Raw genomic sequence first — 15,259 nt, 5'->3', positions numbered from 1 at the left:
GAATGGAACCGTCTTAACAAGTATCGTATGATTATGAAGATACAGGTTGTACAGGATGTTACGGTCGATATACTACTCATGCGAGGTGAAGATAATGAGAATTCTAATCGTGGATGATAATCCGACTAATGTGATCATTATCCGTGAGATCCTGAAGAAAGAAGACTACCGGAATTTCATCACGGCCTCTTCTGCAAAGGAGATGCTGGAGCTTCTGGGCATAGACCAGAATAATCCGGAAGAACGCCCCCGTCCCTCGGACATTGATCTGATTCTGCTAGATATGATGATGCCGGAGATGGACGGGATTGAAGCTTGCCGTGTAGTTCAGCAGTACGAGCATCTCAAGGATATTCCAATTATTATGGTTACTGCTGTAGGCGATTCCAAAAAGCTGGCTGAAGCGCTGGACGCTGGGGCAGTAGACTATGTTACGAAGCCAATCAACAAGGTGGAGCTGATGGCTAGAATCCGCTTGGCACTACGTTTAAAGCAGGAGAAGGATTGGCATAAAGAGCGGGATCAGCGAATACAGGATGAACTGAAGCTCGCAGCGCTTGTGCAGAACGCTGTGCTTAGCCTGCCGATTGAGGAGGCGGATTTTGAAGTCCATGCTATTTATCAGCCGTCCTTTGAACTGGCGGGAGATTTATATGCCTGGTACGCCTTAGGGGATGGTCGCTACGGCGTCATTCTTTTGGATATGATGGGTCACGGAATCTCATCGTCACTCTTTTGTATGTTTATTGCCTCCGTGCTGAAAGACACGGTCACGACCTATGTAGAGCCGGAGAAAGTCGTGCAAGAACTGAACCGGCGTTTTAACCAGCTATATATTGAAAAATCGCTCGTGCAGTATTATTTCACAGCAATTTATATGGTTGTGGACACACGTATGCGCCGTATTGATTATGTCAATGCAGGCCATCCGCCGGCGCTTTTCTTCGAAGGCGATAGCAAGGAACCGGTGCTGCTGAAGAGCAACTGTCATCCGGTCGGTCTGTTTGATCGTATGGATGCAGAGCCGCAAAGCCTCAGCTTTGAGAAAGAAGGTCATCTCGTACTGTATACCGATGGGCTCTTGGAGATGGCAGAGGGTGAACAGGAGGACCAGTTGGACTTTATGATCGGACACCTGAGAGGTGGACATGGTTGGCGGGAAGAAGAGATGCAGGCTGCGTTCTTTAATGAAAAGCTGAATCGGGAACGCGATGATGACAAGTGCCTGGTCTGGATCTCACTGAAAAAGGAGCCGGAGAAGGAATGAAGATCAAAGCCAAACTTCTTATCGGTTTCAGTGCGTTGCTGGCAATTATGTTTGCCCTCACTCTTATTGGATATGACCGGTTAAATTATATGAACCACCAGTTAGACAGCTATCAGGACCGGTATCAGAAGGGGCGTAATTCTTCCGGAATGCGCGGAGAAGTAAATGATATGGCGCGTATATTGACAACCTCGATGTTGAATTCAGATTCCATGGCTATCGAGTCGCAAAAGAGCGAGATTAACGAGAAACTTGCCAAGGTGGATCAATATTTGGGCAACATCAAGGAATCGATGACTAGTGCGGAAGAACTTCAGATCGTCAAAAGAATCGAGAACGCCTATTCCGCTTATAAGGATTATCAGGAACGGGCGATGGTAATGCTTGCCGCTGGCGATATCCAAAGCGCCAATGCCTACCGCAATGCCAAAGGTCAGGATGTGCAGAACGAGGTGCTTGAGAGCCTGAACAACTTGTCTGACTATAACTATTATAAGCAGAATGAACAAGCTAATCAGGCGGAGCAGGCCTACCAAAGCTCCATCCAGATGGTTACCCTGATCATGATTACGGGTCTGCTGCTTGGGTTGGGAGTGATTCTGTGGGTCATTCCCAGCATTACGCGCGGCCTGAATGTGATATCGATGATGATCAGCAGCTTCGGCAACGGTAAGCTCAGGGCGATCCGCCGGATCAGAGTTACCTCCAAGGATGAGATCGGCGAAGTGGCTCGGGTGTTCAAGGAAATGGCCGAAGATATCGAGCAGAAGCAGGAGATGGAACAAGCTTACACTCAGGCACAGACCGATCAATCCTGGCTCAATGCTAATGTTGCCCAGGTCACCGAACTACTGCGTGGAGTTAGCTCGCTGGACGGAATCGCCCAGACTTTTATCAATGAATTCACCCCTATACTAAGCGCTCAGTACGGAGCGCTCTATTTGAAGGACCCCAATAATCCAGAGTCCCTGCGCAGTAGCGGCAGCTACGCCGCCGACGGCGAGAAGGAGCCGAAGGGAAGCTTCGTCATCGGCCAGGGGCTTGTCGGGCAGTGTGCTCTGGACAAGAAGCCAATCAAACTCGAACAGGCACCGGATGATTACATCAAGGTGGCCTCCGGTTTCGGTTATGCCCAGCCTGGCTACATTTCCATTCATCCTGTGTTGTTCGAGGATGAACTGCTAGGAGTATTGGAATTTGCTTCGTTTGAACCGTTTACGGCTCTGCAGACGGAACTGCTGCGCCAACTCGCGAACAACCTGGGCATTATTCTCAATAATGTGACACGTCGAATTGTTGTAGAGGAACTGCTCCGTGAATCGCAGGCGATGACAGAAGAGCTGCAATGCCAGTCGGAGGAATTGCAGACCCAGCAGGAGGAGTTGCGTCGCTCTAATGAGAATTTGGAGGAGCAGACGGAGGCACTCAAGCGCTCCGAAGAGCTGCTGCAGCGCCAGCAGGAGGAGCTGGAACATTACAATACGGAGTTGATTGCCAAGACCCGCGCCTTGGAGGAACAGGTGCAGGCAGTCGAGGAGAAGAAGAACGAGATTGAGCATGCCCGTGGTCAACTGGAGAAGCAGGCGATGCAGCTGGCTGTGACCAGCAAATACAAGTCGGAATTCCTGGCGAATATGTCCCACGAGCTGCGGACTCCACTGAACAGTCTGCTGATTCTTTCGCAGCTGCTCACGGAGAACAAGGAAGGTAATCTTAACGATAAGCAGGTTGAATTTGCACACACCATCTATATGTCAGGCGCGGATCTGCTGAAGATGATCGACGAGATTCTTGATTTGTCCAAGGTCGATGCTGGCAAAATGGAACTGAACCACGAAGAGATCCGGCTGAATGATCTGAACAGCTTCGTGAAGCAGAATTTCGGTCCGCAGGCCCTCAAGAAAGGTCTGTCCCTGCGCACAAACTTCAATGATCCGCTGCCGGAGATCATTATTGCCGACAGCCACCGATTGAAGCAGATTTTGCGGAATTTGCTCTCCAATGCTTTCAAGTTCACAAGTGAAGGATTTGTCGAGTTTTCTGTAAGCCCAGTAACAGGGGACCTGCCTCTCTATTTACCTACTGAAGCCGAATACATCGCTCTGGCTGTGAAGGACAGCGGCATCGGTATTCCGGCGGATAAGACGGACCTCGTGTTCGAAGCGTTCCAGCAAGTGGACGGAACGACCAGTCGCAAATATGGCGGCACGGGCCTTGGCTTGTCTATCAGCCGCGAGTTGGCTCGTTTGATGGGCGGGGCGATCGTGTTGGATTCCCGGGAAGGGCAGGGCAGCACATTCACCCTATACCTGCCGGTCCAAGCGAATTACAGCCAGCTAATGGGGGCATCAGAGGCCGCCGCAGCGAGTGAAGCAGCGACGCTGGCCGGCTATGTCGAAGATCTGCTGCCAGTCAAGACCACCAATGCTTTTACTGTCTCAGAGGTTCAGGAGATGGTCGTTGTAGAGGATGATCGGGAGGATCTCAATACCAGTGATAAAGTGCTGCTGATCATTGAAGATGATGAGAGCTTTGCGAAGATACTGCTCGGTATGGCCCGTGGCCGTGGTTTTAAAGGGTTGGTGGCTCTTCAGGGAGATACCGGGATGGGGATGGCCAAGTCCTACTTGCCAGATGCCATTATTCTCGATATCCAGTTGCCGGTTATGGATGGCTGGTCAATCTTGCGGGAGCTGAAAAGTTCCTCACAGACCCGCCATATCCCTGTTCATGTCATCTCCGTCAGCGACGAGGTGAAGCAGGGACTCATGATGGGCGCGATGGCCTATCTTCGCAAGCCCTCTTCCCGCGAGGCACTGGAGCGGGCATTCTCGCAAATCGAGAACTATACATCCAGTACACTCAAGCATCTCCTGATTGTGGAGGATGATGAGATTCAGCGCCTCTCCATCATGGAGCTGATAGGCCATGATGATGTCGCCATCACCGCGGTATCTAGCGGCGGTGAAGCGCTGGCTGAGCTGCGCAAGCAGAAATACGACTGCATGGTGCTGGATCTCATGCTTGAGGATATGAATGGCTTTGAGCTGCTGGATCAGATTCGCGATGATGAGGAACTGAATGATCTGCCGATCATCATCTACACCGGCAAGGATCTCGACAGCAAGGAAGAGATGCGGCTGCGCAAATACGCGGAGTCGATCATCATCAAGGATGTCCGCTCCCCGGAGCGGCTGCTGGATGAGACTACGCTGTTCCTGCATCGGGTGGAGGCTAATTTACCGGAAGACAAGCGTATGATCTTACAGAAGCTTCATAACAAAGAAGAACTATTCGACGGCAAAAAAATACTGCTCGTTGATGACGATATACGGAATGTATTTGCCCTGTCCAGTGTACTGGAAGGCTACAATATGGAAGTTAAATTCGCTGAGAACGGCCGTGAAGCATTGGACCTGCTCGTGGAGCAAGAGGATTTCGACCTGATCCTGATGGATATGATGATGCCGGAGATGGACGGATATGAGGCCATGCGCCGGATTCGTGAGATGCCGCAGTATCAGAAGCTGCCGATTATCTCGCTTACAGCGAAAGCTATGAAAGAGGATCGGGCTAAATGCATAGAGGCCGGCGCCTCCGATTATATCAAGAAACCGATCGAGACAGATCAGCTTCTTTCATTAATGCGGGTGTGGTTGTATTCGTAGCCACGATTTTGGGGTAATAGTTGTAAAGATTAATAAACAGACCATCTCTGGATGGTGCAGTAGCAAGGAGTCAGGATAATCATGACCGCAATGGATCACGGATATGAGAGCCAACCTGCATTGACCGGGGGCAAGAACGAATTAGAGCAAATTGAGATTGAACTGCTCCTCGACGGGGTACATCGTTTATACGGATATGATTTTCGTAATTATGCGCTGCCTTCCTTGAAGCGGCGGATTTGGCATCATGTCCATGCAGAGAATCTATCGAGCATATCCGCTTTGCAGGAGAGAGTGCTGCATGACCGGTCCTGTTTTGAACGTTTTGTCTACAGTCTTTCTATTCCCGTAACGGAAATGTTCAGGGACCCAGGGCTGTTTCTCACCTTTCGTCAGAAAGTCATTCCGCTCCTGCGAACCTACCCTTACATTCGCATTTGGCATGCTGGCTGCTCTACAGGCGAAGAAGTATACTCCATGGCGATTTTGCTGCATGAGGAGGGGCTGTATGACAAGGCGCGCATCTACGCGACGGACATGAATGACCGGTCCTTGCAGCAGGCCAAGGAAGGCGTATACGAAATCAGCAAAATGCAGCAGTATACCAAGAATTATCTCGAGGCGGGCGGGACCCGCGCATTTTCAGAGTACTATACAGCAAAATACAACTCGGTGATTTTGCAGCCTTATTTGCGCAAAAATATTATTTTTGCCGAACATAATCTGGCTACAGATACTTCATTTAACGAATTCAATGTTATTTTCTGCAGAAATGTAATGATCTACTTCAATGATGAGCTACGAGACCATGTGCACGGGTTGTTTAATGAAAGCCTTGGCCGATTCGGCGTGCTCGTGCTTGGCTCGAAGGAATCCATTCATTTCACCAGGTACAGCGATAGTTACGAACCCCTGGACAGGGTAGAGAAAATCTATCGGAAGATCAAATAGTGTGCGTAGGAGGGTCCCATGGGGTTTCAAGAGCCGATTCATATACTGCTGGTAGACGACCGTCCTGAAAATTTGCTGGCGCTGGAGGCAGTGCTTGAGAGCCAGCAATATAAGCTTGTCAAAGCCACCTCCGGCGAGGAAGCGCTGCGGTGTTTATTGAAGTATGAGTTCGCAGTTATTGTACTGGACGTACAGATGCCGGGTATGGATGGCATTGAGACCGCCAAGATGATCAAGGCCAGAGATAAGACCAAGGATATCCCGATTATTTTCGTTTCAGCTAACAGTAGAGAGGCGGAGCATCTGTTTGCCGGATACTCCGCCGGGGCTATTGACTATATGGTGAAGCCGTTCATTCCGCAGATTTTGAAATCCAAGATTGAGGGCTTTGTCGATATGTATTTAACGAGTAAGAAGCATCAGACCCAAACCATGCTGCTGCAGCAGAAGACCCAGGAACTGGAGCGGATCAACGGGGAATTGATCAAGGCCAAGGAAGAGGCGGAGATCGCGGCCAAAGCCAAGACAGAATTCCTGGCCATGATGAGCCATGAGATCCGTACGCCGATGAACGGTGTCGTGGGCATGATCGACCTGCTGATGGAGACAGAGCTTGAGCCAGAGCAGAAGGAATATACCGAAATAATCCGCAAGAGTGCCGACACATTGATTACCGTTATTAACGATATTCTTGATTTCACGAAGATGGAGTCCGGCAAAATGGAGATGGAGGAGCAACTCTTTGAGTTGCGAACCTGTATACAGGAGGTCTTCAACCTGTTCGCGATGGAAGCCGGGAAGAAGAACCTGGAGTTGGCCTATTTCATTGACTACAAGCTTCCAAGATTGTTGTACGGTGATATGGCGCGCCTGCGCCAGGTGCTTATCAATTTGGTGGCGAATGCCGTCAAGTTCACCAATCAGGGTGGAGTGTATCTGGTTGCGTCTGCTGTGCAAAGCAAGGATAATAAAGTTGTAGTAGAATTTACGGTTAAGGACACGGGCATCGGGATTTCCCCGGAGAAATGCGACCGGCTATTCCAGCCGTTCTCGCAGCTTGATTCCTCCATGACACGCAAATATGGGGGAACCGGTCTAGGTCTCGCCATCTGCAAGTCCCTTGTAGGGATGATGGGCGGCGATATTCGAGTCGAATCGATGGAGGAGAAGGGTGCTACGTTTGTCTTTACCATTCAGGCAACGTTACCCGAAGGGGAATTGATAGGCAACGGAGAGAAGGAAGCAGCAGCCCATACCTTCCCAAGTGAGGCGGAGCGGAGCAGGGTACTTATTGTGGATGACCACCCCATCAATCAGAGGCTGATGGTCAGTATGTTGCACAAGCTGGGCTTTGAGGCTGATGTCGCCGAAGACGGCAGACAGGCCGTGTCCCTGGCGCTGAAGCATACTTATGAGTTTATCTTTATGGACCTGCAAATGCCGGTGATGGACGGCCTGGAGGCTACTGCTGAGATCCGGCGTGGAAGCGGACCGTCTGCTGGAACAGCTATTATTGTTGCGATGACAGCCAATGTCATGGAGGGCATACAGAATCGCTGCCAGGCTTCCGGAATGAATGATTACATCAGCAAGCCGCTCAAGATGGGTAGTATCAAACAAATCATTTCACGGTATTCCCGAAAGGATGCTCTGATGAATGAGCATGGGACGTCCATTAATCATGCGTAATTCAGCAAATGCTAGAGTCTGAATAACCGTTTTTTTGTTTCAAAAGTATGCCTTTAGGGTTATTGGTAAAGAAATCATATATCAGGAGAGAATGTCTATGAATACACATAAAAGCGAGAAATTTCATGCAAAGACAAAGACCGAAGGCAGTGTATGTACAGTTTTCCTAAGCGGGGAACTCGATTTGTCGGTTGCTCCTGATTTTCGTCTTGTCATGGAGCCGCTTGTGGGTGAAGCTGGGCTGGACCTCGTCATTAATCTTAAAGAATTAAGATATATCGACAGCACGGGCATCGGAATTCTGCTCTCGATCCTGAAAGCCAGACATGGTATGGATGTTAAATTCATGGTGGAGGAAGTTCCTCCGCAAATTCAGAAGCTGTTTGATATGACTGGTATTGCCAAGTTTTTTGCTCCCCAAGAGAATTCCCACTAGGAAAGGACCGAACAAAGAATGAGTGATGATGTGCAAAGAGTAGTTCTCCAGTTGCCGGCCAGCGCAGAATATGTCGATATCGTCAGATTAAATCTATATGGTATTGCTTCGAAAATGGGTTTTACGTACGAGGACATTGAAGATATGAAAGTTGCCGTATCGGAAGCGTGTAATAACTCCGTGCTGTATGCCTACGGACAGGATGACGGATTGGTGGATGTGATTTTCGAAGTTGGAGCAGATGCACTGTCCATTACAGTCAAAGATGAAGGGGAGAGCTTTGACGGCGTGGATTCGGCTGCTGAGCGCACGACACTGCACGATAAAGAGCTGAGTGACGTTCAGGTCGGAGGTCTGGGATTCTACCTGATGCAGGCATTGATGGACGATGTCAGCGTAGTAAGCGAAGCGGGGAAAGGGACGGTGGTTACCTTGACCAAGCGGCTTCATTTTAGTGAGGAGAAAGTATGAATGAAAAAGCGACTCCCCCCGAGTCCATGAATGAAGCAGTGAACCTGATCTCGGAATACCAGCAAAGCAAAGATAATGAAATAGCCACCACATTGATTCAAAAATACGAGCCTATGGTCAAAATGGCTGCTGGTAAAATCGCCCGCAATCGTCCCGACCTTTATGAGGATCTGTACCAGGTCGGCCAGATGGCGCTGATCCGGCTACTGCAGCAATATGATATCAGTTTGGGAATTCCTTTCGAACCCTATGCCATGAAAAGTATGATCGGGCATATGAAGAATTTCCTGCGCGATAAATCCTGGTACATACAAGTTCCGAGACGGATCAAGGAGAAGGGCGCTCTCGTTCAGCAAGCGATCGACGAATTGACGATCCGGCTAGAGCGTTCGCCTGCAGTGGATGAAATCGCCCACTATCTCGACCTGTCTGTGGAGGAAACAGTAGAAGTACTGGCGGGCAGGGAATGTTATCACTATGTGTCGCTGGATTCACCGCTTTCTCAAGAGGAGACTGGCGCTACACTTGGCGAGCTGATCAGTTCGGAAGCCAACGATTTCGAAACGGTGGAGAAACGCATGGATTTGCAGCAAGCACTCGGCCAATTAAAGGAGCAAGAGCAGCAAGTGCTGCTATTGGCCTTCCAGGATGGGCAATCCCAGCGGGCTATCGCGCAGAAGCTGGGTGTTTCGCAGATGAGTGTCTCGCGGATTCAGAAGCGGGCCACCGAGAAACTGAAGCAAATCATGTCCAATTCTTTCTATTGAACAAGAAGCGGATATTACTTATGATGAATAGAATCGATGACGCCGTCTGCACGCTATTGCTGAAAGAATGATAGGGTATGCTATTCTCCGGAGTGGAGAGAAGCATACCCTTTGTTGTGTCAACATATGAAGGCCATCTGCGAACACCATTTATCGTAACAATTCTTGAAGGAAGTTCAGGCACAGACAGCAGGGGCGTTAATTGTTGGCATCAATATATTTTTTGATCTCGGCCAGGTAATCTCCGATAACTGGTACATTAATGAACAAACTGGCTATATAACCAAGCAGACCAAGGATGATGAATGTTCCTAGTGAAAGTCCGAGTCCCCGGGAAACGCCAGCCATCAGGTTGGTGATAATTCGTTTTTTCGGGTTAGAATAGTTTTCGAGAATATCTTTGATTTCTGATCGTTCCAGCGAATTAGCAATTTGGTCGAGCCGTGTATTTAGCCGTTTGACCTCATGCCTTAGCTCAAAGGGATGCTCGTCCAATTCATAGGTTTTGCTTCTGTTCATTGAATCTCCCATATTGCTTCCCTGCTTTCTTTAGCGGCAATATTTTAAGTTCAATCTATCCTGAAGACATGGCAATAGCCAGCTACGGTGAGCTGGCTATTGAATCAATGGAGCATAGCTGGTTTTCACCGTCGTTCCATTAGGAGGATTTAGAAGCATCTTGCACATCCGAGGCCACGCTGGCGGAAGCTTCGCTAACCGTATCGCCGATCTTTCTTCCAGTGTCCTGCAGAGTGGCTGCGATTTGCTGTTTACTGTCACTGACGGTAGTATAAATGTCGGAGGCTTTGGTCGAGACCGTGCTGGCAAGGTCAGAAGCCTTTTCGCCTACGGAAGTTGCCAGCGCTTTGGTCTTATCCGTCACGGCCCCTGCTACCTCCTTGGTCTTGTCTGTGGCAAGCGATAGCTTGTCCGACAAATCGCTGCGGATCTCGCGGCCAGGCTTGGGGGCGAACAGTAGGGCGGCTGCCGCGCCGATCAATCCACCAATAAAGACACCTTTTAGGAAGTTGCTACCGTTCTCTGTTTCATGCTCTACGTTACTCATCACCGATCACTCCTTATCAGAATAGGGTATTCCAGATCGGAAGACGAACAATTGCCGTCTCCTGCATCGGAATCTCAGGGGAACCTGAAGTTATCTTACTTGGTATATAAACGTTAGTGTATAAGCTGAAACAGCAAATCAGCAAGGGAACGATTAACGGAGAAATCCGCAGATTGGACGCTACAGAACGACTCTTAAGCACATAAACGGCTGTTTTTGCGGCTTTACAAACAACCCGGAAAGCCGAAAGATTATATAGTTTCTTGGGATTAAATATGAATTATTTTATAGAAGTTTTTAGAAAAGAGGAGAGACATCATGGAAACAGTGTTGGTGCGAGAATACCGGTCGGATTTGCTGGAGTGTGTTCATAGTGGACATATCGCCATCGTCGGTGAGGGGGGGCAATTAAAGGGATACGCTGGAGATCCCGGTTTTGTTTCCTTTACCCGTTCAGCAGCAAAACCTATGCAGGCCATTCCCGGTATCCGTGGTGGAATCGCTGAGCATTATGGCCTCACACCGCCGGAAATTGCACTTATGACGGCTTCCCACCGGGGCGAAAGCTATCATGTGTCTACACTGGAGAGCATCTCGGCTAAGGTCGGCATTGAGGAATCTACTATGATTTGCGCGACTAGCTATCCGCTGGACCGCAGCAGTCGGGAAGAAGCCATCCGTGGCTATAACAAGCGAAAAATTTATCACAACTGTGCCGGTAAGCATATGGGTATTCTGTCCTACAGCAAGCTGAAGGGCTTGCCGCTGGATGAATACGACCAGCCGAGTCATCCGGTTCAACGTGAAATTATAGATACAATTGCAGACTTGGCGGACATAGCTTCGGAGAGCATTGGGCTCGGAACGGATGGCTGTGGCTTGCCCGTATTTGCCCTCCCTCTGACGGCACTCGCTAATGCCTACCTGAAGATGGCCTGTCCCGATCTTATTGACGACGAACCAACCCGTGAGGCGGTCAAGGTCATTACTTCGGCTATGAATGCTCATCCAGAGATGGTGGCTGGTCATGGACGGCTGGATTCTATTCTGCTGGCAGATGATAATATCATTGCCAAAGGTGGCTTCAAGGGGGTCTATTGCTTCGCGCTACGCCGGGAGCGGCTGGGGATCTCGTTCAAGATTCTCGATGGTTCTGAGGAAGAGTGGGGCCTGATCGTCTATAGCATTTTGGAACAACTGGGATACAGCGAGCAGACTACGATGGAAAAGCTCCGTGCAGCCTTCACAGGAATGATTTATAATGACGGCGGAACAAGAGTCGGGCATGCAGAGACGGTGTTCAAACTACAGTCTAATCTCGATTAATGCATGATTGACAGCGAATTACAGTGAACTTTGCTTTGTTTAATTGAAAAAAAGCCCCTTGTCTTCATGGCTCATTCGCGGAATGGACCAGAACAAGGGGCTTTTGTCTACGCTGTTACTTGCGGCGAAGACGACCAAGCTCGGACACCAGCGCCTCTACTTGGGAAATGCTGAGTCTGTCGCTACCCATAGCGACTTCATACACATCGAAAATATCCTCATAGTTATCTACCGAGAACGCGGAAGCCTGCATCGCGGCTGCGCTGGCCATTTTCAGCTTATCCTTGATAGCTTCAATCATATATTCAACATTTTCCTGACTTGGCTGTGTCAAATCCATTGGGTTTATTACATCCTCTCTGACCATTGATCCATGTATTTTACCATGTTTGCAGGGGGCACCACCATTTTTTTGTCCAGGAGGATGAAATCGTGTAGAATGATAAAAGCATTTTGGAATAACGGAGCAAGAGAACAAGGAGGTGGGGCAGATGGGAATCAGGGAGCAAGAGGATGGACGCCGCTATAAAAAGGACGCGGAAGGGCTGACCGCTTTCTTTCGCGAAATTGCAGCTCTTCATAGTATGGAACAGGTAACCTTTCTCTGTATTGGAACGGATCGCTCCACCGGAGATGCGCTTGGCCCGTTAACAGGCAGTAGGCTGCTGGAATATGGCTTTCCGCATGTAATCGGCACATTGCCAAAGCCCTGTGATGCAGATAATTTGGCTGCACGGGTGGCTTCGATCCCACCAGAACAGATTATTATTGCTGTAGATGCCTGTCTGGGGACGCTGCTCACACGGGGGAGTTATCTCGCTGCGGTGGGACCCTTGCAGCCAGCACAGTCGGTCGGTCTGAAGCTTCCGGCTGTTGGGCATTACAGTATAGCGGCTATTGTGGATGTTAACGGCCCCAAGCCCTATCATACTTTGCAGACCACGCCGCTGCACCGGGTGATGATCATGGCAGAGCAGATTGCGGAAGCGGCTGCCACAGGTTTCGGTCTGGAAGCTTATGGGCGTTTCAAGGGAAGTAGTTTGGCTTAAATATATATATCTAACGTGCTTCATAATCTTCTACATAGAAAGAAGGAGCAGCCATGGAAAAAGTTCGATATGAAGGAAGCACGATCTGCTACAGTGATCAGGGTAAGGGTGAAGTCATTGTTCTGCTGCACGGATTTTGCGGCAGCGCTGAATATTGGGAGAAGGTGATCCCTCGTCTAAGCAGCAGTTATCGCGTCATCACACCTGACCTGCGCGGACATGGTGAATCGGATGCTCCGCTAGGAGCGTACACAATTGAGAGTATGGCGGACGATGTGCTTGCGCTGCTGGATGCCCTGGAGTTGTCCAAGGTGACACTGCTTGGTCATTCGCTGGGCGGTTATGTTGCGCTGTCCTTTGCCCAGCGGCATGCGTCCCGGTTGACAGGCTTTGGACTGATCCATTCGACAGCCTATCCGGATACGGAAGAGGCGAAGGAGAAACGGCTGAAGAGTGTAAGCACCATTCAGAATGAAGGAATTAACGTGTTTGTAGACGGGCTTGTACCAGGTCTATTCGCCCCCGGTACAGTGGAGTCTTCGCCGCATCTGCTAGAGCGTGCGAAGGAAATCGGTTATAGAACACCTCCACAGGGAGCCGCGGGAGTGGCTCTGGCGATGCGCGAGCGCCCGGATCGCCGGGATGTACTCTCGGCCAGCGAGCTGCCTATTCTACTGGTGGCCGGTGCGGAGGACAGATTGGTTCCTGCGGAGCGAACCTTTACATCAGACAAGCCGAACGTCACACAGGCTACGATTGCAGGCGCGGGTCATATGAGTATGATGGAAGACCCCGAGCGGTTGTCGGAGATTATCGCGGATTTTGTGGACAAGGCTGTGGCTATAAATTAATATCTGATCTCCAAGAAGGCAAAGAGGCAGCACCCGCAGATTTGCGGAGCGCTGCCTCTTTGCCGTTCATCTACCATGCAGTCCGTCCGATCGAGTGTTTTTTGTCAAGCCGTTGTCCATCGTATAAGATGGAAGCAGAAGCACACAGCTGAGCAAGAAAGAGGCAGCGTGGCGGCTGGGAGTTTGTAATCGCGGCTGCGGCAATAGAAAGGAGTGTAGGGTATGTTCCGGAGAGATTATATTGTTCGCATGATTGAGGATATGACAACGATGGTGGCAAAGGTCCTTACGTTGAAGCAGGAACGAAAGACGACGGAAGCCTTATGGGAAGTCGATGAATTACTGAACAGGCATTTCCGGCTCAATTCCCGCCTTTTAAATTCATTGTCTGTGGAGGATGTTATTGAGATGTTCCGTTTAGGCGGCATCATTGAATCCGATAAACTTCAGGGAGTAGCCAGACTGCTCAAAGAGGAGAGCGGAATCTACACGGCTGCAGGCAACAGGGAAGAAGCGCTATTCCGGTCTATGCGGGCACTACATCTGTACTTGTACGCCGATATGCATGGTGCTGACCGGAGCCTTTTATCGATGACAGAGGAAATTGATGAACTCCTGCAAGAGGTCCAGGGCTATCGGATCCCAGCCAAGACAGAGCGGCTTCTGCTGCCCTATCTGGAATCCCAAGGCCGTTATAGTAAAGCGGAGGACAGCCTGTACCGGTTGAGAGAGCAAGGGGAGAATGTAGCTGCTGAAGGGAAGGCTTGGTATGAACGGCTGCTGCTTAAGGACCCCGAAGAACTGGAGAGGGGACAGTTGCCCCTTGAGGAAGTCAAGCAAGGATTGCAGGAATGGAATCGACTGACTGCCCGGGAAAAGGAGTGGGAGCTGCAATGAGCCTGCCTTTATTCATTGTTGATGCATTTGCAGATCAAGCTTACTCTGGCAATCCGGCCGCCGTATGCCTACTGAAGGGCCCTGCCGGAGAGGACTTTATGCAACAGACCGCCGCAGAAATGAATCTGTCAGAGACAGCCTTTCTCTGGCCGGAAGCCGGTGCATATCGGCTGCGCTGGTTCACACCAGTTACGGAAGTGAAGCTATGCGGACATGCTACGCTGGCGAGTGCACATATACTGTGGGAGACTGGAGTGTTGGCTCCCGGTGAGGAGGCTAGGTTCCATACATTAAGCGGACTCCTGGTAGCAAGACGGGAGGCTGAAAAGATCAGCCTCTATTTTCCGCCCTATGAACTTACACCGGTGCGGGAGGTACCGGGACTGACAACTGCACTCGGTATACCAGAGAGACATGTCTCACAGATCATGCAGTACGCTGACAATCTACTGGTTCATGTGGATCAGGAATCCATGGTTCGGGAACTGAAGCCTGACTTTACGCTGCTGGCTGGACTTGCTGTAAGGGCTGTTTCGGTTACAGCTGAGAGTAAGGAAGAAGGCATTGATTTCGTCTCGCGCTTCTTTGCCCCTAAAATGGGTGTGAATGAAGATCCTGTAACCGGCTCTGCACATACCGCACTCGGTCCTTATTGGGCCGCGAGATTGAATCGTTCCCGTCTGAATGCCTATCAGGCCTCCCCACGCGGCGGTTATCTGCTGTTAGATGTCGACACGGATACGATCACCCTAACTGGTCATGCCATCACAATACTCAAAGGGCAATTACAAGTAGAGCCGGTCGGTTTATAACCAGTATTG

At 50.0% G+C, this 15,259-nt stretch carries 15 protein-coding genes; 12 read left to right on the top strand and 3 right to left on the bottom strand.

Going from position 1 to position 15,259, the window contains the following annotated elements; translation table 11 throughout:
- Nucleotides 1-94: 94 nt before the first annotated feature.
- From ACFORK_RS24570 to ACFORK_RS24540, 7 genes are all read left to right on the top strand, one after another.
- Nucleotides 95-1,267: a SpoIIE family protein phosphatase gene (locus ACFORK_RS24570; RefSeq protein WP_379204066.1), complete on the top strand. Its 1,173-nt coding sequence runs from the start codon at nt 95-97 to the stop codon at nt 1,265-1,267.
- The gene (locus ACFORK_RS24565) at nt 1,264-4,935 is read left to right on the top strand and encodes a response regulator (protein WP_379204064.1); all 3,672 of its coding nucleotides are present in this window, start codon (nt 1,264-1,266) and stop codon (nt 4,933-4,935) included. The genes ACFORK_RS24570 and ACFORK_RS24565 overlap by 4 nt, the downstream gene beginning before the upstream one ends.
- Nucleotides 4,936-5,016: 81 nt before the next feature.
- A complete protein-coding gene (locus tag ACFORK_RS24560) occupies nt 5,017-5,886 on the top strand; it encodes a CheR family methyltransferase (protein WP_379204061.1) in 870 nt (289 codons plus the stop codon).
- A gap of 18 nt (nt 5,887-5,904) precedes the next feature.
- Nucleotides 5,905-7,575, top strand: a complete 1,671-nt coding sequence (locus tag ACFORK_RS24555; protein ID WP_379204059.1) for a response regulator — start codon at nt 5,905-5,907, stop codon at nt 7,573-7,575.
- A gap of 97 nt (nt 7,576-7,672) precedes the next feature.
- Nucleotides 7,673-8,011 carry an STAS domain-containing protein gene (locus ACFORK_RS24550; RefSeq protein ID WP_379204057.1) on the top strand — a complete coding sequence of 113 codons (339 nt, stop codon included), beginning with the start codon at nt 7,673-7,675 and terminating at the stop codon, nt 8,009-8,011.
- Between the two features lie 18 nt (nt 8,012-8,029).
- Entirely contained in the window at nt 8,030-8,482 is a 453-nt protein-coding gene (gene rsbW / locus ACFORK_RS24545) for an anti-sigma B factor RsbW (RefSeq protein WP_379204055.1), read from the top strand.
- Nucleotides 8,479-9,249 (top strand): sigma-70 family RNA polymerase sigma factor, encoded by a 771-nt coding sequence (locus tag ACFORK_RS24540; protein ID WP_379204053.1) that lies wholly within the window; start codon nt 8,479-8,481, stop codon nt 9,247-9,249. The genes rsbW and ACFORK_RS24540 overlap by 4 nt, the downstream gene beginning before the upstream one ends.
- A gap of 198 nt (nt 9,250-9,447) precedes the next feature.
- Here the strand turns inward: ACFORK_RS24540 and ACFORK_RS24535 are convergent, their stop codons facing one another.
- On the bottom strand, nt 9,448-9,768 hold the full coding sequence (locus ACFORK_RS24535; protein ID WP_379204051.1) for a DUF5665 domain-containing protein: 321 nt from the start codon (nt 9,766-9,768) through the stop codon (nt 9,448-9,450).
- Nucleotides 9,769-9,907: 139 nt separating this feature from the next.
- Entirely contained in the window at nt 9,908-10,315 is a 408-nt protein-coding gene (locus ACFORK_RS24530; protein WP_379204049.1) for a YtxH domain-containing protein, read from the bottom strand.
- 318 nt (nt 10,316-10,633) lie between these two features.
- On the opposite strand from ACFORK_RS24530, the gene ACFORK_RS24525 reads away from it, so the two are divergent.
- On the top strand, nt 10,634-11,641 hold the full coding sequence (locus tag ACFORK_RS24525) for an asparaginase (RefSeq protein ID WP_379204047.1): 1,008 nt from the start codon (nt 10,634-10,636) through the stop codon (nt 11,639-11,641).
- Nucleotides 11,642-11,756: 115 nt separating this feature from the next.
- Here the strand turns inward: ACFORK_RS24525 and ACFORK_RS24520 are convergent, their stop codons facing one another.
- Entirely contained in the window at nt 11,757-11,981 is a 225-nt protein-coding gene (locus ACFORK_RS24520) for a DUF1128 domain-containing protein (protein WP_379204045.1), read from the bottom strand.
- Nucleotides 11,982-12,132: 151 nt separating this feature from the next.
- On the opposite strand from ACFORK_RS24520, the gene yyaC reads away from it, so the two are divergent.
- The 4 genes from yyaC (at nt 12,133) to ACFORK_RS24500 (ending at nt 15,250) form a co-directional block, all read left to right on the top strand.
- A complete protein-coding gene (gene yyaC / locus ACFORK_RS24515; protein WP_379204043.1) occupies nt 12,133-12,690 on the top strand; it encodes a spore protease YyaC in 558 nt (185 codons plus the stop codon).
- A 53-nt stretch (nt 12,691-12,743) separates the two neighbouring features.
- On the top strand, nt 12,744-13,541 hold the full coding sequence (locus ACFORK_RS24510; protein WP_379204041.1) for an alpha/beta fold hydrolase: 798 nt from the start codon (nt 12,744-12,746) through the stop codon (nt 13,539-13,541).
- A gap of 222 nt (nt 13,542-13,763) precedes the next feature.
- On the top strand, nt 13,764-14,438 hold the full coding sequence (locus ACFORK_RS24505; protein WP_379204039.1) for a DUF6483 family protein: 675 nt from the start codon (nt 13,764-13,766) through the stop codon (nt 14,436-14,438).
- Nucleotides 14,435-15,250, top strand: a complete 816-nt coding sequence (locus ACFORK_RS24500) for a PhzF family phenazine biosynthesis protein (RefSeq protein ID WP_379204037.1) — start codon at nt 14,435-14,437, stop codon at nt 15,248-15,250. Before ACFORK_RS24505 ends, ACFORK_RS24500 begins: the two co-directional genes overlap by 4 nt.
- The last annotated feature ends 9 nt before the right edge of the window (nt 15,251-15,259 follow it).

It is taken from the genome of Paenibacillus sp. GCM10012306, assembly GCF_042649265.1.
Lineage (GTDB): Bacteria > Bacillota > Bacilli > Paenibacillales > Paenibacillaceae > Paenibacillus_AQ.
This window is presented reverse-complemented; position numbering and strand designations above follow the sequence as displayed.